The sequence below is a fragment of the Hymenobacter sp. YIM 151500-1 genome, from assembly GCF_025979885.1.
In the GTDB taxonomy this organism is placed as follows: Bacteria; Bacteroidota; Bacteroidia; order Cytophagales; family Hymenobacteraceae; genus Hymenobacter.
In genome coordinates this window covers 2,299,661-2,318,560 of sequence record NZ_CP110139.1, presented here as the reverse complement: position 1 = coordinate 2,318,560, position 18,900 = coordinate 2,299,661, and the positions used below count along the sequence as shown (strand labels likewise).

The 18,900-nt window shown below is 63.1% G+C and carries 16 protein-coding genes; 2 read left to right on the top strand and 14 right to left on the bottom strand.

Going from position 1 to position 18,900, the window contains the following annotated elements; all coding sequences use genetic code 11:
- Positions 1-102 precede the first annotated feature (102 nt).
- Both OIS53_RS09660 and OIS53_RS09655 read right to left on the bottom strand, forming a co-directional pair.
- Positions 103-3,222 carry an efflux RND transporter permease subunit gene (locus OIS53_RS09660; RefSeq protein ID WP_264682199.1) on the bottom strand — a complete coding sequence of 1,040 codons (3,120 nt, stop codon included), beginning with the start codon at positions 3,220-3,222 and terminating at the stop codon, positions 103-105.
- Positions 3,223-3,578: 356 nt separating this feature from the next.
- The gene (locus tag OIS53_RS09655; RefSeq protein ID WP_264682198.1) at positions 3,579-3,995 is read right to left on the bottom strand and encodes a hypothetical protein; all 417 of its coding nucleotides are present in this window, start codon (positions 3,993-3,995) and stop codon (positions 3,579-3,581) included.
- Between OIS53_RS09655 and OIS53_RS09650 the strand changes: the two genes are divergently transcribed.
- On the top strand, positions 3,994-5,466 hold the full coding sequence (locus OIS53_RS09650; RefSeq protein WP_264682197.1) for a zinc dependent phospholipase C family protein: 1,473 nt from the start codon (positions 3,994-3,996) through the stop codon (positions 5,464-5,466). The two genes, OIS53_RS09655 and OIS53_RS09650, sit on opposite strands and share 2 nt — an antisense overlap.
- Before the next feature lie 75 nt (positions 5,467-5,541).
- Here the strand turns inward: OIS53_RS09650 and OIS53_RS09645 are convergent, their stop codons facing one another.
- The 6 genes from OIS53_RS09645 to OIS53_RS09620 all read right to left on the bottom strand — a co-directional run bounded on the left by OIS53_RS09645 (position 5,542) and on the right by OIS53_RS09620 (position 13,187).
- Positions 5,542-5,952: a hypothetical protein gene (locus OIS53_RS09645; RefSeq protein ID WP_264682196.1), complete on the bottom strand. Its 411-nt coding sequence runs from the start codon at positions 5,950-5,952 to the stop codon at positions 5,542-5,544.
- 264 nt (positions 5,953-6,216) lie between these two features.
- Positions 6,217-7,608, bottom strand: a complete 1,392-nt coding sequence (locus OIS53_RS09640) for a TolC family protein (RefSeq protein WP_264682194.1) — start codon at positions 7,606-7,608, stop codon at positions 6,217-6,219.
- Positions 7,609-7,825: 217 nt separating this feature from the next.
- The gene (locus tag OIS53_RS09635; protein WP_264682193.1) at positions 7,826-10,900 is read right to left on the bottom strand and encodes an efflux RND transporter permease subunit; all 3,075 of its coding nucleotides are present in this window, start codon (positions 10,898-10,900) and stop codon (positions 7,826-7,828) included.
- 20 nt (positions 10,901-10,920) lie between these two features.
- Positions 10,921-11,310: a four helix bundle protein gene (locus OIS53_RS09630; protein WP_264682191.1), complete on the bottom strand. Its 390-nt coding sequence runs from the start codon at positions 11,308-11,310 to the stop codon at positions 10,921-10,923.
- Between the two features lie 38 nt (positions 11,311-11,348).
- On the bottom strand, positions 11,349-12,446 hold the full coding sequence (locus OIS53_RS09625) for an efflux RND transporter periplasmic adaptor subunit (RefSeq protein WP_264682190.1): 1,098 nt from the start codon (positions 12,444-12,446) through the stop codon (positions 11,349-11,351).
- Between the two features lie 246 nt (positions 12,447-12,692).
- Positions 12,693-13,187 (bottom strand): YciE/YciF ferroxidase family protein, encoded by a 495-nt coding sequence (locus OIS53_RS09620; protein ID WP_264682188.1) that lies wholly within the window; start codon positions 13,185-13,187, stop codon positions 12,693-12,695.
- Positions 13,188-13,358: 171 nt separating this feature from the next.
- On the opposite strand from OIS53_RS09620, the gene OIS53_RS09615 reads away from it, so the two are divergent.
- Complete coding sequence (locus OIS53_RS09615) at positions 13,359-13,721, top strand: MGMT family protein (RefSeq protein ID WP_264682186.1); 363 nt, start codon at positions 13,359-13,361, stop codon at positions 13,719-13,721.
- A 312-nt stretch (positions 13,722-14,033) separates the two neighbouring features.
- Here the strand turns inward: OIS53_RS09615 and OIS53_RS09610 are convergent, their stop codons facing one another.
- From OIS53_RS09610 to xseA, 6 genes are all read right to left on the bottom strand, one after another.
- Positions 14,034-14,462 (bottom strand): response regulator, encoded by a 429-nt coding sequence (locus tag OIS53_RS09610; RefSeq protein WP_264682185.1) that lies wholly within the window; start codon positions 14,460-14,462, stop codon positions 14,034-14,036.
- Entirely contained in the window at positions 14,459-15,271 is an 813-nt protein-coding gene (locus OIS53_RS09605) for a sensor histidine kinase (protein WP_264682184.1), read from the bottom strand. Before OIS53_RS09605 ends, OIS53_RS09610 begins: the two co-directional genes overlap by 4 nt.
- Positions 15,272-15,549: 278 nt before the next feature.
- Positions 15,550-16,233, bottom strand: a complete 684-nt coding sequence (locus OIS53_RS09600) for a hypothetical protein (protein ID WP_264682183.1) — start codon at positions 16,231-16,233, stop codon at positions 15,550-15,552.
- A gap of 11 nt (positions 16,234-16,244) precedes the next feature.
- A complete protein-coding gene (locus OIS53_RS09595) occupies positions 16,245-16,637 on the bottom strand; it encodes a hypothetical protein (protein WP_264682182.1) in 393 nt (130 codons plus the stop codon).
- A 165-nt stretch (positions 16,638-16,802) separates the two neighbouring features.
- Positions 16,803-17,033 carry an exodeoxyribonuclease VII small subunit gene (gene xseB, locus OIS53_RS09590; RefSeq protein ID WP_264682181.1) on the bottom strand — a complete coding sequence of 77 codons (231 nt, stop codon included), beginning with the start codon at positions 17,031-17,033 and terminating at the stop codon, positions 16,803-16,805.
- A 23-nt stretch (positions 17,034-17,056) separates the two neighbouring features.
- A complete protein-coding gene (xseA, locus tag OIS53_RS09585; protein WP_264682180.1) occupies positions 17,057-18,541 on the bottom strand; it encodes an exodeoxyribonuclease VII large subunit in 1,485 nt (494 codons plus the stop codon).
- Between the last annotated feature and the right edge of the window lie 359 nt (positions 18,542-18,900).

The following is an 18,900-nucleotide window of genomic DNA, read 5'->3' as shown; positions in this document are numbered from 1 at the left end:
ACGCGGGATGCTTCGGCTGCGCTCAGCATGACGGTCCTTTACTCATTATTGTATTTCCGTTCGGAAAGCCAGTTTAGCTGACAAGCTCAGCAGGACGTGCCTTTACTCACTACCAGCCAGCTCACCATCTTTCGTTACCAGCGTGTAGAGTACGGGCAACACGACCAGCGTGAGCAGGGTGGCGGAAATCAGCCCGCCCACGACGACAGTGGCCAGAGGCTTCTGCACCTCGGCGCCGGCCGAGGTGCTCAGGGCCATGGGTAAGAAGCCCAGCGAGGCCACCGCTGCCGTCAGCAGCACTGGCCGAAACCGCTCGGCGGTGGCGCGGCGGGCCCGCTCGTGCACATCCTCAACGCCCAAAAGGGCCAGCTCATTAAGGCTGGCCACCAGCACGATGCCGTTGAGCACGGCCACCCCAAACAGGGCAATGAAGCCCACGCCCGCCGAGATGCTGAACGGCATGTCGCGCAGCCACAAGGCCAGCACGCCCCCGATGGCCGCCAGCGGGATGCCCGTGAAGATGAGCAAAGCCTGCTTCACCGACCGAAACGACAGAAAGAGCAGGGCGAAAATCAGGGCCAGGGCCACCGGCACGGCCACGGCCAGGCGACTTTTGGCTTGCTGGAGGTTCTCGAACTGCCCGCCGTAGCGCACCTCGTAGCCGGGGGGCAGGCGCAGGCGGGCCGTGAGCTGCTGCTGGATGTCGGCCACCAGGCTTTCCACGTCGCGCTGGCGCACGTTCACGCCGATGTTGATGCGGCGGCGGGCATCGTCGCGCGACACCTGCACGGGGGCGTTGCGGTAGTCCACGGCGGCCACTTCCTCCAGGGGGATTTTCTGGCCGCCCGGCCCGTCCACGTACAGGCGGCGCAGGTCCTGAAGGCCGCGGCGGTGCAGGCTGTCGAGGCGCACCACTAGGTCGAAGCGCCGCTCGCCTTCGTACACCTGCCCGGCCACTTCGCCCGCAAACGAGGCCCGCAGCAGGGTGTTCACGTCCTCGACGCGCAGGCCGTACTGGGCCAGCTTGGCGCGGTTATACGTCACGCGCAGCTGGGGCAGGGCCGCAATCTGCTCCACGCGCAGGTCGCCCACCCCGGCCAGGGGGCGAATAAGGGCCGCGGCTTCGTTGGCCTTTTCGTAGAGCAGGTCCAGGTCGTCGCCGTAAATCTTGATGCTGATATCGGATTTTACTCCTGAAATCAGCTCGTTGAAGCGCATTTGAATGGGCTGCTGAAATTCCAGGTTTACGCCGGGCACGTCAGAAAGGGCCTCGCTCATGCGGGAGGCCAGCTCCTCGCGCGAGCCGGCCGAGGTCCACTCGCGCTGGTCTTTGAGCACAATAATCAGGTCGGCGTCTTCCAGGCTCATGGGGTCGGTGGGAATTTCAGAAGTGCCGATTTTGCCCACCACTTGCACCACCTCAGGAAACTGCTTCAGCAGGCGCTGCTGCACTTGGGTGGTAGTCTGAATGGTTTGGCTGAGCGAGGAGCCCGGCCGCAGGCCCAGGTACATGGCAAAGTCGCCCTCGTCGAGCTGGGGCACAAACTCGCCGCCCAGGCGGGCAAACAATCCGCCGGCCAGGGCCAGCAGGCCCAGGGCCAGGCCCACCACCAGGCCGCGCCGCCGCAGGGCCCCGCCCAGCACGGGGGCGTAGAGGCCGTACAGGCGGCGCATCAGCCGGTCGGCCAGGGTGCCTTCCTCTTTGAGGTCTTTGCGCAACGCCCAGGCGGCCACGGCCGGCACGTAGGTGAGGCACAAGAGCATGGCCCCCACAATGGCGAAGCTCACGGTCAGGGCCATGGGCCGGAACATCTTGCCCTCAATGCCAGTGAGAGCCAGAATGGGCAGGTACACTATCAGGATGATGAGCTGCCCGAACAAGGCGGAGCGCATCATGCGGGTGGCGGCCGAGTGGGCTACCTCATCCATGGTTTCCTGCGCGGCCTGAGCCCGCAGGTGCACGAGGTGGAAAATCATGGCCTCCACAATAATCACGGCCCCATCCACTAGCAGCCCGAAGTCGAGGGCGCCCAGGCTCATCAGGTTGGCCGACACCTCAAACGTGTGCATCAGCCCCAGGGCAAACAGCATGCACAGCGGAATCATGGAGGCCACCACCAGCCCGGCCCGCCAGTTGCCGAGTAGCACCAGCAGCACCAGCACCACAATCAGCCCGCCCTCCAGCAGGTTCTCGCTTACCGTGCGAATGGCTTTATCGATGAGCTTGGTGCGGTCGAGGAAGGGGCGTACCTCCAGGCCGGGCGGCAGCTGGCGGTTGATTTCCTGCACCCGCTGCTTCACGGCCCGGATGGTCTGCTCCGAGGAGGCGCCTTTGAGCATGAGCACGATGCCGCCCACCACCTCGCCGCGGCCGTTCTGGGTCATGGCCCCGTAGCGCACGGCGTGCCCGAAGCGCACGGTGGCCACGTCGCGCACCAGCAGGGGCGTGCCGCCGGGCGTGTGCTTCACCACCATGCTGCCCACGTCCTGCAAGGTAGCGGCCCGGCCCTCGCCCCGGATAAAGTAGGCGTTGGGGCCCCGCTCCAGATAGGAGCCGCCGGTGTTGGCGTTGCCGGCTTCCAGGGCCGCGTACAGCTCGGCCATGCTCACCCCGCTGGCGCTTAGCTGCTCGGGGTTCACGCTCACCTCGTACTGGCGCACATAGCCCCCGAAGCTGCTCACGTCCACCACGCCCGGCACGCCCGCCAGCTGGCGCTTCACCAGCCAGTCCTGCACCTCGCGCAGGCGGGCCAGGGAGTAGCGCCCGGCGTAGGCGGGCTGCACGGCCAGCGTGTACTGGTAGATTTCGCCCAGGCCGGTGGTGATGGGCGCCATTTCGGGGCGGCCCAGGCCGGGGCCGAGGTCGGCTTCGGCGGTGCGCAGCTTTTCGGCCACCAGCTGCCGGGTGTGCAGAGTGGGAATATCGTCGTCGAACACCACGGTAATCACCGACAGCCCAAAGCGCGACGTGGAGCGGATTTCCGTGACGCCCGGCACGGTGCGCAAGCTCAGCTCCAGGGGCACGGTGAGCAGCTGCTCCACCTCCTGGGCCGCCAGGGCCGGGGCCTGAGTAATAACCTGCACCTGGTTGTTGGTGACGTCGGGAATGGCATCCAGGGGCAGGTGCACGGCCGCGTAGCCGCCCCAGCCCACCAGGCCCAGCACCAGCAGGGCCACCAGCAGCTTGTTGCGGATGCTGGCCGCAATAATCTGTGCAAGCATAAGGGAAAAAGGACCTCACCCCCTAGCCCCCTCTCCAAAAGAGAGGGGGAACTAGCTCTCTAGTTTTTTAGGGCTAGTCCTGGGGTGGTTTGATAATGTGTGTGGGTTGCCGGGGTGCCTCACCCCCTAGCCCCCTCTCCGGGGGAGAGGGGGGACTAGTTCTAGTTTGTAGCCCTGTGCTGCCGGTCGTCAACCACCCTTAGCCCATATTGCTTAATACGCAATGCTTGATGCGCGACAGCTGACAAGGAGGGGAACTAGTCTAACAAGCTACAAACTAGAACTAGAGCCCCCTCTCCCCCGGAGAGGGGGTTGGGGGTGAGGCAACTAGAACTAGAACCGGGGTTGGGCTAGGGCTACACCCGCGGCGGCGGCGGCAGCGGGGAGCTGACACTGAACGTGTAGAGGGTGCCGGGGACCGGGCGGTAGGTGGGCGCGGGCCAGGGCAGGAGGCGCGGAGGCAGGGCTAGGCGGCCGGCGGGCAGCACGAAGCTCACCAGTAGGCAGTCGTGGTGGTGATGCTCCAGCGGGAGGTGATGGTGGTCTTGGGCGTCGCGGGCGGAGGCGGGACGGCGGCGGTGGCCGGGGCCTTGGGGGCCGTAGTGCAGGGCCAGAAACTCCAGCATCGACAGGCGGCCGGCGGCCAGGCTGCGGTGGTAGCGGTAGTGGTCCAGCAGTTGAGGCAGCTTGCTCAGCTCCGTTAAGTCGTGCCGGGGCACCATGCTCCCGAGCAGCATCCACACTCCCAGCAAGAAAGCCGCCACGGATTTCATGTCGGTAAAGATAGACGATACGGGTGGTTGGTGGGCTGGGGGTGGGGCCCAGGAGAATAGCTTCGCCGGCCTCTGGCTCTCCCTCATCGACAGTCGGGTGGCGTTGAGCGAACTGCGCACAGCCATCTTGCCCACGACCTCGTTAAACGACCAAAAGCCAACCGGCGGCATCACGTCGGCATTTCTCTTGACCTATCTTTTTCCACGCATGATGAAGTGGATGATAGGGTGCGTGGCGGCTCTGTTGTGGCTGAGCTCGCGCCCGGCCGCTGCCTACTCCGTGCTCACGCACCAGGCCAACATCGACTCGGCGTGGCAACGCAGCCTAGTGCCCCTGCTGCAAGGGCGCTACCCCGGCGCCACCGACGACCAGCTCAACACGGCCAAAAGCTACGCCTACGGCGGCTCCATTCTGCAAGACATGGGCTACTACCCCTTTGGCTCCGAACTGTTTACCAACCTGACCCATTACGTGCGCTCCGGTGACTTCGTGCGCGCCCTGCTCGACGAGGCCCAGGACCGCAACGAGTATGCCTTTGCCCTGGGCGCCCTGGCCCACTACGCCGCTGACATCAGCGGCCACCCCGAGGGCACCAACCGCGCCATGCCTTCGGTGTACCCCGAGCTGGGAGCCAGGTTTGGGCCCAGCATCACCTACGAGCAAGCTCCCGTGCAGCACACCCAGCTGGAGTTTGCCTTCGACGTGGTGCAGGTGGCGGCCGGGCGCTACCGCAGCAGCGACTACCAGCGCTTCATTGGGTTTGAGGTGAGCAAGCCGGTACTGGAGCGGGCGTTTCTGAAAACTTACGGCCTGGAGCTGGGACAAGTGGTGTTCAATGTGGACCTGGCCATCGGCTCATTTCGGTTTGCCGTGCGCAGCCTCATTCCCATTGCCAGTCGGGCCGCTTGGCAAAGTCAGCGAAAGGAAATCCGTCGCCTGAGCCCCCGCGCCCGGCGGCGCGAGTACGTGTACCGGCAGAGTGAGCGGGCTTACCGCCGGGAGTTCGGCACCACCTACGAGCATCCCGGCACGGGGGCCCGGATGCTGTCATACGTGGTGCGCGTGCTGCCCAAAATCGGGCCGCTTAAGCCGTTTGCCTTCACCCTGCCCACGCCCGAAGCTCAGGAGCTGTTCAAGGCCAGTTTCAGCTCCGTGATGCAGAACTACCGCCGTCTGGCCAGCCAGGAACCCCGTGCCGTCACCACTCCGGGTCCTCGCCTGCCCAATACCGACTTCGACACCGGCCAGCCTACCAAGCTGGGCGAGTACGCCCTCACCGATGAAACCTACGGAGAGTGGCTACGCAAGTTGGCCGACAAAAAATTTGAGTACCTGACACCGGCTCAGCAGCAGCACTTGCTTTCCTTTTTCGACAGCTCCCGCGCCGCCCCGGTGGATGAGGAAGAAAAGAAAAAGTACCAGCAAACCCAGGAGGCCCTGCACCAACTGCGAACCGCCAAGACAAGGTAGCCGCAAGGTAGACACGCCCAGTGCCATGGAGCCGCCAGCTGCGCCGTCTGCGTATTCAATCCGCCGGTTCGCGCCTCACTCCGTAAGCCAGGCCATGGCGGTGCCTTCGTCGATGAAGGTGGACAGGTCGTAGGGACGGTCGGGGGCGAAGGCGGCTTGCACGCTGGGCTGGATGGCGGGGTTGCTGCTCAGGCTCTGCTCGTAAGCGGGCGAGAGCAGATAAGCCAAGCGCAGGCGTTGGGGAGCTACGGCCGCAGCCAGCTGGGGTAGCCATTCGTGGGTTATCCAGCGGGCCTGCTCGGGCGTGGGAATGGGCCGCCGCCGCACGTCAATCAGCCAGCGGTGGCTGCCGTGCTGCTGGGCAGCTTCCAGGAGGCTGCGGTAGCCGGCTTGCAAGTGCTCCGACGTTGCCGTGTCGAGCCAGCGGCCAATGAGCAGGTGCAGGTCCGAGCGGTACTGGATGAGAAGGGGAGCAGGGTCATTCACGCGGTAAAAATAGGGGCAGGGCCAGTACCAGCAAGGCCCCGCGCAAGGTCAGGGGCTGCGCCGGCTCCCGCGTCAGCCCGTGGGCCGGGCATCTGGCGGCAGGGGGCCGTGAGCTGGCGGTATTGCTCGAAGAGGAATTCTAACGGACTACTAGCCTAGCAGTGGTTGTTCCGGAAGCGCAAGCCGCAGCAGGGCCGCAAGGCGAAAATCGTCAAGCTCCTGTCTGCGTAGAATGCTGCGCCCAAGCGGCTACGGGAGGAGGGGTTACTGCCCGACTTCCTGCACCAGCTCGCCGCTGAGGCGGCGCAGCACGGTTTCGGCCTGCTTGGCCTGGAAGCGGATGTCGAGCAGGCGAATTTCGGCGTCGAGCTGGGTGCGCTGGGCCTCGCGCAGCACCAGGGGTGTGAGCAGGCCCAGGCGGTAGCGCTCCAGGGCAATGGCCACATTCTGGCGGGTCAGCAGGATGTTGTCTTCCTCCAGCTCCAGCAGTTGCAGGCGGTTGCGGTACTGCACGTAGGCCTGCTCCAGCTCCGCGTCGAGCTGCAGCTGGGTTTGCTCCAGGCTCAGGCGGCTCTGCTCCTCGGCCACGCGGGCGTTTTGCTCCAGGCGCCGCCGGTTGAAGCCGTCGAAAATAGGCACCGAGGCCACCACACCATAGTTGAGGCCATACACGCGGCTGACGTTGGTAGCCAGCTGGGTCCCGAAAAAGGCCGCGCCGTTGATGTTGCGGTTGAGGCCGTAGCCCGTGGTCAGCCCTATTTGCGGGAAGCGGGAGGCGCGCACCAGGCGCCGGTCATAGGTGGCCACGTCGATGCCCAGGCGGGCCTGCTGAAGGCGCGGGTTCTGCTGGCGCAGCTGCTCGGCCACCACGCCCAGGTCGAGGGAGCGGGCTACCACAATGGAGTCGGTAGGCTGGAAGTCGATGCGCGGGGTGCGGCCCAGCAGGGTGTTCAACTGAATCTTGGCCGAAGCCAGGGCCTCCTGCTGCTGAATCAGGGCCGAACGGTCGGCGTTGAAGTCCACGCGGGCCGTCAGCACCTCCACCTTGGCGCTCAGCCCCACGTCCACGCGGGCCTGGGTCAGGTCGATGCGCTGCTGGCCGATGGTCAGGGCCTCCTCAAAAGAGCGGGTACGGCCAGCTTCGCGCACCACGGCATAGTAGGCGTCGGTGATGTCGGCCACGGTTTGCTGCACGGTGGCGCGGGTCACCTGGCGCTGCTGGCTGCGCAGGGCCTCCAGCCGGTCGTAGGCAATGAACATGCCCAGCCCATCAAACACCGTCCAGTTCAGGGCCACGTTGGTGTTGAACAGGTTGGACTGGGCTCCGTTGGCGATGCGCGGGTCCTGGGTGCCCAGCTGCTGGCGCACGTTGTTGCGGTTGAAGGTGCGGGTGAAGTTGCCGTTCAGCTGGGGCAATTGCCCGGCGTTGCCGCGGGTCACGTTATTGTCGGCAATCTGCTCGTCGCGCCGCGCCAGCCGGATGCCGTAGTTGTTTTCCAGTCCCAGCCGGATGGCGTCCTCCAGCGTCAGCGGCGGTGCGGGCGCCACCGTCGCCGGCTTCTCCAGCTGGGGTTTCGACTGCGGCTTGGCCGTAGGCTGTTGGGCCCGAAGCGTGAGGGGAAGCAGGCAGAAAAAAAGGAAGAGGTTACGGCGCATTGCAAGTAGGACCTCCCGTTGACCCCACCCCAACCCCTCCCCAAAAGGGAGGGGCTCTAGTTCTAGAGCTAGTTTTCTAGGTTAGAACCTGGAGTTAATTTCCTCCTGATAGCAAGAGGTCAGGAATGACTGGGAGGTGGTTTAAGTAGACTAAGACTAGAACTAGAGCCCCTCTCTTTTGGGGAGGGGTTGGGGTGGGGTCAACGGGAGGATAGGGCTACGCCACTGCCTTCCTGGCTACGGCCTTGCCACTGTGCTTCTTGGCCGTAGCGAAGTAGGAGTACATCACCGGCACCACGTACAGGGTCAGAGCCGTGGCAAACAGCAGGCCGCCCACCACGCCGATGCCCATGGCCCGGCGGCTCAGGGCGCCCGCGCCGGTAGCTATGGCAATAGGCAGAATGCCGAGGATGGCGCAGAGCGAAGTCATCAGGATGGGGCGGAAGCGGGCCGTAGCGCCTTCAATGAGGCCGGTCATGTAGTCCACGCCGTGCTCTACGCGCTGGTTGGCAAATTCCACGATGAGGATGCCGTTCTTCGTCACCAGCCCCACCAGCATGATGATGCCGATTTGCGAGAACAGGTTAAGCGTCTGGTTGAAGTACCACAGGCTGAGCAACGCGCCCGACAAGGCCAGCGGCACCGTCACCATGATAATCACCGGGTCGCGGAAGCTCTCGAACTGGGCCGCCAGCACCAAGTAAATCAAGACCAGGGCCAGGCCAAAGGCAAACAGCAGGGACGAGGAGCTTTCCTGGAAGTCGCGGGAGGCGCCGGCCAGCTCCGTGGAGAAGGTGTCGTCGAGCTGCTTATCGGCAATGGCCTGCATAGCGGCAATACCGTCGCCAAGCGTGCGGCCGGGCGCCAGCGCCGCCGAGAAAGTGGCCGAGTTGTAGCGGTTGAAGCGGTAGAGCTGGGGCGGGGTGCTGCTTTCGGTCAGCCGAATCACGTTGTCGAGCTGCACCAGCTCCCCGTTGGCATTCTTCACCGACAGCAGGCGCACGTCCAGGGGCTGGTCCCGGTCCTCGCGGGCCACCTGCCCGATAATCTGGTACTGCTTGCCACCCCGGATAAAGTAACCGTAGCGCTGCCCGCTCAGGCCGGCTTGCAGGGTCTGGCTGATGCTCTGCACGCTTACGCCCAGGCTCTGGGCCTTCTCCCGGTCGATGTTGATGCGCAGCTCGGGCTTGTTGAACTTCAAGTTCACGTCCACGAACTGAAACGTGGGGTCCTGGCGCGCAGCTTCCAGAAACTTGGGCACGGCCGTGCGCAGCTTGTCGAAGTCCTGGGTCTGCACCACAAACTGCACCGGCAGCCCGCCCCCGCCCGAGCCGATACTCTGGTCCTGGCTAACAGAGGTACGGGCGGCCGTGAGCCGCTTCACGCCGGCCGTGAGGCTGGTGGCTACCTGGTCCTGGGTGCGGGGCCGCTCATCGGCGGGCTTGAGCAGCACCCGCGCAAAACCAGAGTTGGCGCCACCCCCGAAGCCCGGCGACGTCACGGTAAACACGCTGCTCAAATCCCGGCCGGCCGAGTCCTGGACTAACTGGGTTACCTGGGCCATATACTCGTCCATGAACTCAAACGAAGCGCCCTCGGGCCCTGTGGCATTCACGTTGACGCGGCTGCGGTCCTCCACCGGGGCCAGCTCCGAGGGCAGAGCGCCCACGAAGTACCAGATGCCCACGCCCGTGCCCGCCACCACCACCCAGGCTAGCCAGCGGTTGCGCAAAAAGGTCTGAAGGCTGTCCTGGTAGCCGCCAATCATACGCTCAAAAAACGGCTCGGTCTTGCGGTAAAACCAGTTGTGCGTTTCCTGACGCTTCAGCAGCTTGGAGCACATCATGGGCGTGAGCGTGAGCGAGACGAAGGCCGAAATCAACACCGAGCCCGCCACCACAATGCCAAACTCCCGGAACAGGCGCCCGGTGATGCCCGTCAGAAACACCACCGGCAGAAACACGGCCGCCAGCACAATGGTCGTGCTGATAACGGCCATCAAGATTTCCTCGGAGCCGTGGATGGCGGCCGTGCGCGGGTCTTCGCCCTCCTCAATGCGGGAGTAGATATTTTCCAGTACCACAATGGCGTCGTCTACTACCAGGCCAATGGCCAGCACCACGCCCAGCAGCGTCAGCACGTTGATGGAGAAGTCGAGCAGGTACATCACGAAGAAAATACCCACCAAGGACACCGGAATGGCTACCACCGGAATCAGCGTGGAGCGCCAGTCGCGCAGAAACAGGAAGATGATGACCACCACCAGCACGAAGGCCTCGATGATGGTGTGCTCCACCTCGCTGATGGAGTTGCGGATAAAGATGGAGTTGTCGATGGCCGGGCGCAGCTCCAGGTCGGCGGGCAGGTCTTTGCCGTACTGCTCCAGGCGCTTGTTGAACTCGTCGGCAATGTCAATCTGGTTGGAGCCTGGCTGCGGAATAACCGCCAGGGCCACGCCCGGAATGCCGTTGACGCGGAAGATGGTCTGGTCGTTTTCGGGGTACAGCTCGGCGTAGCCCACGTCGGAGAGGCGCACCAGGGAGGCGGCGTCGCGGCGGATGATGAGGTTGTTGAATTCCTCCACGGTGCTCAGGCGGCCCATGGTGCGCAGGGTAAGCTGGGTGGCCGCGCCCTGCACCGAGCCGCTGGGCAGCTCCACGTTCTCGCGGGTGAGGGCGGCCTGCACATCTACGGGGCTCACGCCCAGGGCCGAGAGCTTCACCGGGTCCAGCCACAGGCGCATGGAGTAGCGCCGCTCCCCGTACACCCGGATTTCCGACACGCCCGGAATGGTTTGCAGGCGCTCCTTGAGCACGTTGTTAGCATAGTCGGTCAGCTCCAGCAGGTTGCGCTTCGAGGAGCTGAGGTAGCTGAGCACGATGGGCTGGGAGTCAGCATTAGCCTTGCTCACCACGGGCGGGTCGATGTCGCGCGGCAGGCGCCCCTGGGCCCCCGACACCTTGTCGCGTACGTCGTTGGCGGCCGTTTCCAGGTCGGCATCGAGGTCGAACTCCACCGTAATCTGGGAGCGGCCGTCGCGCGAGTTCGAGGTCAGGTTCCGGATGCCGGCAATGCCGTTGAGGGCTTCCTCCAGCGGCTCCGTCACCTGGCTCTGAATCACGTCGGCCGAGGCGCCGGTGTAGGAGGCCGACACCGTAATAATGGGCGGGTCGACGCTGGGGTACTCCCGGATGCTGAGTGAGCGGAACCCAATCACGCCAAAAATGACAATGACCAGGCTCATCACAATAGCCAAAACCGGGCGGTTGATGCTGGTGGATGAAAGACTCATGCTTCGTCTTTAATTAGTAATTAGAAATTAATAATTAAGAATTGGCGGAGTCGTCGCGAGATGACCGAATAATAGCGGTAATTATTTTTCAATAACTCCTCGCAATCCTGTAGAAGCGAATTAGCCTGGGTAATATCTATATATTCAGTGTCACGGAGCAGCCGAAGCCAATAATACGTTTCACGGGTTTCTTTATAGGCAATACCACACTTGGCAATAAAGTCTTTGCGAGAGAAGCCGCCTACTGCTTCCTCCATGTTGGCTCCAATCGAAGTGCCGCTAGTGCCGCTCCGGCGCACTTGATCGGCTAATTGATAGGCTTGTTTTTTCCTAACCGAAAACTGACTTAGCTTAACAACTCTAACAGCAAAAGCATAGCTTTTTTGTAAAATTATGTTGTCTTCTCTCATGCTATCCGCCTAACACGTCAATTATTAATTATTAATTCCTAATTACTAATTACCTTAACAGCGTCGCCGGGCTTCACCTGGAGAATCCCGGTGCGAATCACGGAGTCGCCCACGGCCAGGCCCTCCGTTACTTGGATCAGCTTTTCGGAGCGCACCCCGATTTTCACTTTCTTCGGGACCATCTTGCCGCCCCGCACGGTGTACACGCTGTAGCCGCTGGCTTCGGGGATTACCGCTTCGGTGGGCACTTGCAGGGCCTGGCTGGTTTCGCCCAGCTGGAGGTTCACGCGCACGAAGGCGCCGGGCCGCAGCTCGTTAGCGGCATTGGCATAGCGGGCCCGCACGGTCAGGGTGCGGCTTACGGGGTCAATCTGCGGGTCGAGGGCGTACACCCGCGCTTCGTACTGGCGGTTAGTGGCTTCGTCAGTGATGCGCACCTCGTCGCCGACGCGCACCAGGTTGGCGAAGCGGCTGGGAATGGAGAAGCTGATTTTCACCGGCTTGACCTTCGATAGGGTGGTGATATCGGTGCCGGGGCTCACGTAGGTGCCTACTGTGGCAGTGGTCAGGCCCAGCACCCCGTCGAAGGGGGCGCGCACGTAGGCCTTGGCCAGGGAGGCGCGCAGGGCCTGCAAGTCGGCCTGGGCTGTGAGCAGCTGGTTCTGGGCCTGCTCGTATTCCTGGGCGCTGATGTACTCCTTGTCGAGCAGGGTGCGCTGGCGCTTTTCCTGCTCCCGATACAGCCTGATGTTATACTCCTGCTTGCGCAGCTCGGCCTGCATTTCATCGGCGTTGATGCTGAGCAGCAGCTGGCCCTTGCGGACCGGCTGCCCTTCCCGGATGTTGAGGGACGTAATCTTGCCCGCAATTTCACTGCGGATAATCACTGCTTCTTCGGCCAGCACCGAGCCCGTAGCGGCTACTTCGTCGGCTAGGCTGGTGGGCCGCAGCACGTACACCTGCACCGGCAGGCGCTGAGCACCACCGGGGCCGGCCCCGCCCGAACCACCGGCCCCCCGCCCTCCGGCGGGCCCGCCTTTGCTGCCTTTGCCCTCGGCCGATGGCGAAGGGAAGTATTTCATCTTCACGAATACCAGACCCGCCACCACGGCCGCGGCCACTAAAAGCCACAACAACCGGCGCCCAGCCGAGGAAGACCGGGCGGAAGGAGTGTCTTCGGGTATGAGAACTTCTTCTCGTTCTTGCGTTTGCATGTAAAAAGTAAACTAGCGGCACCCTCGCCAAACGGCAGAACGCAATCAGTTCCAACGCGTGAAACCAAAGTGTAGTTCGAGCCCAGGCAGTAAAGCCTCAAAAGGATGCGGGTAAGACACAAAAAAAGCCTGCGGGTTGCAGGCTTTTTTCAGGTAGAAGCAGAGAGCTTACATGGCTTTCTGGTTGATGTAGCTCTTGGCCAGGTCGTTTAGCTTGGTGTCGGTCAGCTGCTCCTCTTCCAGCGTCTGGCGTAGCAGGTTGGCGGCTTCGTCGTAGCCCAAGCGCTCGGCAAAGTGGGCGGCCGTGCCGTAGCCCGAAATTTCGTAGTGCTCGATGCGCTGGGAAGCGGCAATCAGGGCGGCGTCCATTACCTCATCGGTGGCGCGCTCCGACATGGTTTCCTGGCCTTCGGCAATCAGGCCTTCCATGGCTTTGCAGGTGTGGCCACCCAGGTCGAGGTTAAGCGCCTGACCAATCTGCTCCAGGCGGGCTACCTGGTTTTGGGTTTCCTGCAAGTGCTTCTCGAAGCCCTGGCGCAAACGAGCATCTTTGGCGGCGCTGGCCATTTTGGGCAGGGCCTTTACCAGCTGATTCTCGGCGCTGTACAGGTCCTTGAGTTGCATTTCAAACAGGTCATCCAAGGTTTCAAGTTTGTCGAACATAGTGTTAGGTGGTTAGTGGTTTACTCAGGAAGAAAGGGTAAGGCCGTCCAGCACAGGCGGCCTGGGTTACCATACGGTAGGAGCTGACGGGAGGTTGGTATAAAAAATGCGCTTTTTCTACCGCTGAGCTTGTTTTTGGGCGTGCTGACCCGGTTGCGTATCTTGGCCGGCATGACCACTGCTTCTCGTTCTTCCGGGGCGGCGCCCACGTTTTTTCAGGATGTACACGAGGTAGTACGGCTGATTCCGCGGGGCCGGGTGAGCACCTACGGCGCCATTGCCCACTACCTGGGTGCCCGGCACGGAGCCCGCATGGTCGGCTACGCCCTGATTGCCGCCGTCCCCGCCCACGGCCTCGACGACATCCCGGCCCAGCGCGTCGTCAACCGCAACGGCTTGCTCACGGGCCGCCACCACTTCGCCACCCCCACCGCCATGCAGGAAGCCCTGGAAGCCGAAGGGGTGCGCGTAGTCGACGACCAGGTGGTAGACTTCGACAAGCTGTTCTGGAACCCCAGCAAAGAGCTAATCTGACCCACTATTATAGTGTATCACCTCAGCCGCATAGTAAGCCCGAAGCTTTGTAGCAAAGCCATGCTGTAGCCGGTCGGCGCCGCGTAGCAGTGCCAGAGAGGTATCGGAGTTGCACGGGCGCGTCTTCGGCACCGCTATGCAGCGCGGTACTCCCAGGTGCGGTTTGTTCTGTAAACCTATAGGCTGCTATGCGGCTGAGGAGGTCCGACCATTCTGCCGGGAGCCTTACCGATGCCCACCCAAAAAAACCAGCCCTGCGTCGGTAACGACACAAGGCTGGCGCGGGCAAGGGAACGGGGATTGGAAAGGAGGCTAAAGGTAGAACGAAACCGTCAGCGGCGGCCGCGAAGTTGGCGGGTGCTGGTTCATGACGGTTAGGATGGCGCCGCGCACTTCTTCGGGGCTGGCGTTTTTGAGCAGGTAGCCGTGGGCGCCCTCGGCCCGTAGCGAGTCAATCAGTTCGGGCTCGTCGTGCATCGAAATGATAATGACGCGCACGTGCGGGTACTGGGCCCGCAGCAGCCGCACGGTTTGCAGGCCGTCGAGCACGGGCATCTGCAAGTCCATCAGCACCACATCGGGCACACGGCCCTGGTCGAGGTGCTCCAGCAGCTCCTGGCCGTCGCCGGCCTCAAAGAGGGCTTCCATTCCGGAGAAGCCGCTGATTAGGGCACGCAACCCTTTGCGAAATAGGATATGGTCATCGACGACGGCCAGGCGAATAGTGGGTGTGTTGGTCATAGTGTGGGAGCGGCAACGGGGTGATGCTTGGTTAAGTACGGGATGGGGAGCGAAATCCAAACCTGAGTGCCCTGGCCCGGCGCCGATTCATGTCTCAGCGTGCCCCGTAGTACGCCAACGCGGCTGCGTAAGTTGGTCAGGCCTAGACCGGTACGCACCCCCGGCGCCGGCTGCTGCTCCGAAAGTGTGGGGTCGAAGCCTACGCCGTCGTCGGTGTATTGCAGGGCCAGATAGTCGGGCCCAAACTCTACCTCAATGCTGATGTGCGTGGCGTGGGCATGGCGCAGGCCGTTGCCGAGCAACTCTTGCACTACGCGGTACACAATCAGCTCATACTGCGGGTCGAGGCGGCGGGGGTTGCCGTGCTGGGTCAGGGTTACCTGCGTGGGCCCGTCGTCGGGCATGGTACGCGACAAGGCCTCCAGGGCGAAGGGCAAACCGAACTTCTGCAAGGCCGCGGGCAGCAAGTTGCGGGAGATGCGCCGCACTTCGCTGATGGCCTGGTCGAGCAGGGCGGTGGCTTCCTGAGTGAGGGTGGGCTGGTCCAGGGTGTTGAGGTGAAGCTTAACGATGGCCAGGGTGGTGCCCACGCCGTCGTGCAGGTCGCCGGCAATGCGGCGGCGCTCCTCTTCCTGGGCCAGCAGGGCAGCTTCCAGAGCCTGCTGCTGGGCGGCCTCGTGCATGGCCTGCATTTCCTGCTGCTGCTGGAGCAGGCGCCGCTGGTAGCGCACCACAAAGGCCACAATGCCCAGAGCCAGCAGGAGCAGGATGGGCGTAACCAGAATAAGTGGGATCAGGGCGTCGGGCATGGAAATCAAAAAAGCCAGCGGGCCAGCTCAGGCAATCAATAAAGTCGGTCGGCTAGCTGCCGCGACACAGCTCCGGGCGAGCCTACCAATATGAGTGTGCACCTTTTGCCGAGGGTTTCGGCGGAAGCTGGCAGGTACTGCCGCCCGCCGCATGACGCAAAGAGCAAGTAGGAACGATGTACTGTAACGGGGCTCGGCTGAACGTTTGGTCAAATATATAAGATAAGCAAGATAGTTGTGTTAAGTGAATAGAGCAGCTGCTATAAATACCCAAAATTTTACTTGCCCGGAAAAGCAGAGTAGGGCCGGGCTAGAGAAGCCAACCGAAATGCATACGTGAACAAGCCCGACAGCAACAGCAGCAGCACGCTATTCACGGAGTACAGCAACGTCATGCCCATGATGTCATTAGCGAGTACAAAGGAGTTGCTGATTAGGTAAACCGTAACTGTACCAGCCAGATACAACACAATCCCGATGCTGGCCACAATCAAGGGCCGCTCGAGCAGAAGAACACGTGAGGGAGTGTTGATTTCCCGCTCGAAGTACAGCAGCACCAGCAAAATCCCCAGGAAGCTTTCCAGCGCAATGGTGTAGGAGTTCAACTGGTGAGTGCCCTCCAGCACAAAGGAGTCGAGGGCGGCGGCGGCCAGAAAGCCGGCAATAAGAAGCGGCACCCACCGGCGCAAATGCGGCAGGGCCAGCGCAAACGTACCAATGTAAAGCAACGACTCGCCGATGGCCGAAAAATGCGCCAGCCAGATGTTGTGCTGGCCCAAGTATGCGGTAAGGCGCATCAGGACAAACAGCAGCAGCATGTACGCTGGCACACAGGCCAGCATCCGCAGCGGCGCCGACAACTGGCGCCAGTGGCTTAGTGCTACCAGGGTTGGAATGCTTAGGCTTCCATAGGCTGCTATCTCCACGTAATCAGCAATCAGCAGCCAAGACGACGAGCCCATGGGAAGGGTGATTAGCTATTGAGTACGTTATCAGAGCTACAGAATGGCGGGCAGGTTTTGCCGGGGCCCACAATGCCGCCTGGGTCCTGGCTGTCGTCCTGCAAGCTTTGGAAACCCAAGGTGGGCACGAGGGCCATGGAGGCCGCTGACACCGTAGGAGCCGGCAGAATGTCGTTGTCGGTGCCGTCGACGCCCACCATCACGAGGCGGGGCTGGTTTTGCTCGTCGCGGCCGTAGTAGAAACGAATGCCTTCGGCGCCGGGTTGAGCCAGCACCGCTTCCAGGTCGGCCCGGCTAAACACGTGGCCTTTCACGTCATGGTCACTCTGGGCCCGAAAGCGACGGGTCCAGTCGCTGGCCTGGGCCAGGTCAAACGATGAGGTGGAGAATAAGGACTGCGGCATGAGGTATATAAACGAAGTGAATGGATATCTTCAAATATAAACATACCTCCCGACAGAGCGCAAAGCCTTAGCTCACCCGCCATCGTGCTGCTGGCTAATCTGGGATATAGAAATAGAATATGTACGGCCAGAAGACTGATTTCCTCCGGGGGTAGGCGTAGCTGGCTACTCCTCAGCGTCAAAATCGGCGTCTTCTTCCTCCTCCAGATTGTCAAACACCTGGTCGATGGCCGACTCAGCGGAGCGCAGCTTCTGCTTGCAGAGGCGAATCAGCTCAGCCGAGCGCTGCACGCGGGCCGTGAGGTCGTCCACGTCTACGGCGTCGGTTTCGAGGGCGCGCAAAATGGTTTCCAGCTCCTCGATGGCTTGGCGGTAGGTGAGGTGTTGGGGTGGCATAAACAGTAGAGAAGAAAAACAAGCTAGCGAATAAACAGCGGCAATTGCCCGCCGATACGGGCCGGCACCAGGGCGTCGGGCAGGCGCAGCAGCACCTCCTGGCCCGGCCGCAGCGACCCAACGGCGAAGGGTTGGCCCTTGGGTGTGAGCAGGCGCACGGTGCCGGGCGCGGGCGAGGCCGGCAGCCGGGCCAGGCGCAGCTCGGCGCGGTGCAGCAGGCGAGTGGCGGCCAGCTGCAAGGCAAACCGCTGGCGCAGCAGCTGCTCGCGGCGGCGGCGGTGCAGGCGCCGGAAGCGGCGGGCCAGGGCCCGGCCCCGCAGGCGCAGCTGCTGCTCGTGGTGCCGCACGGCAGTGCGGGCGGCCCGGTGCAGCTGGTGGCGGCGGCGCGTGAGCTGCTGCTGCTGCTGGCGAAGCTGGCCGCGCGGCGCTGCCGCCGCCGCCCGAATGCGCTGGTGCAGCAGGCCACGAGCCACATCGAGTTGCTCCCGAGCCGAAAGGTGGGCCCGCCGCAGCAGGCGGCGCAGCTGGGCGGCCTCGTGCTGCACGCGGACCTGGGCCAGCTCCCGGATGCGGCCCCCGTAACCTTCCAGCGCCGCTTCCAGCCGGGCCAGGCGCTCAATCAGGAAAGCCGCCACGGCCGTCGGGGTTTTCAGGGCTGTGTGGGCCGTGAGGTCCACCACGGCCTCGTCCCGCTCGTGCCCAATGCCGGTTAGCACGGGCACCGGAAACGAGCCCACGGCCGCCGCCAGCCCGTAGTCGTCGAAGGCCAGCAAGTCGGTTTTGGCACCCCCGCCCCGGATAATGACCACGGCATCAAACTCCCCGCGCCGGGGCCGGATGGCATCCAGGGCCGCCCGAATGCTGGCCGGGGCATCGTCGCCCTGCATCAGGGCCGGAAACAGGGTGAGGGAGAAGTCGTAGGGCGCCTCGCGCAGCTGCTGCACGAAGTCCTGCCAGCCGGCGGCGGTGGGCGAGGAAATAACGGCCACCCGCTGCACCCCGATGGGCAACGTCAGGCGTTTCTGGCGCTCCAGCAGGTCCTGAGCGGCTAACTGGCGCAGGGTTTCCAGGCGCAGGCGGGCCAGGTCGCCCACGGTGTAGGTGGGGTCGAGGGCCAGCACGTCGAGGCTCAGGCCAAACTGCTCGTGAAACTTCACCTGCACGCGCAGCATCACTTTCAGCCCCGCGCGCAGCTCCAGGCCGGTGTGCTCGGCAAAAGCTGCCGCCAGCTGCTGGTACCGCTGGCTCCAAATGGTGGCCCGCGCCTGGGCTTTCAGCTGGGCCCCGCGCCCGGTGGTGTGCTGGTCGGTGAGGGTGAGGTAGCAGTGGGCCCCGATGGTGCGGGGCAGCGTGAGGTCGGCAATTTCAGCCACCACCCAGTAGGAGTCCGGAAACCGCTCCGTGAGGCTCTGGCGCACGCGGGCCAGCAGCTCGCTGAGTGGCAGCGCGGCCGGCGGCAGCTGGGCGCGAAGGCCTACATCGGGGCGGCGGTTGTAGAGAGGCGGCATACAAAGCGCAAGGTACGCAGAGAGGAAATGGTGATGGGGTGACAGGTAACAGGTGACAAGTGACAGGTGACAGGAGGAACGTCATGCTGAGCGAAGGCGCAGCCGCAGTCGAAGCATCTCTACTGCAGGCTAATCTCAATCGTGTAAACGAAGCGGCAGAGATGCTTCGGCCAGCTCAGCATGACGATAGCACCACAACGAAGCGGGAGAAATGCTTCGACTACGCCTGCTCCTCCGCTCAGCATGACGTTCCTCCTGTCCCCTGTCACTTGTTACCTGTCACCCCATCACCACATGCAACGCCCAACGGCGGCAGCTCGTCTTTGCGTTCCGCAAACCGCGTGGCCAGGAATGGCTAC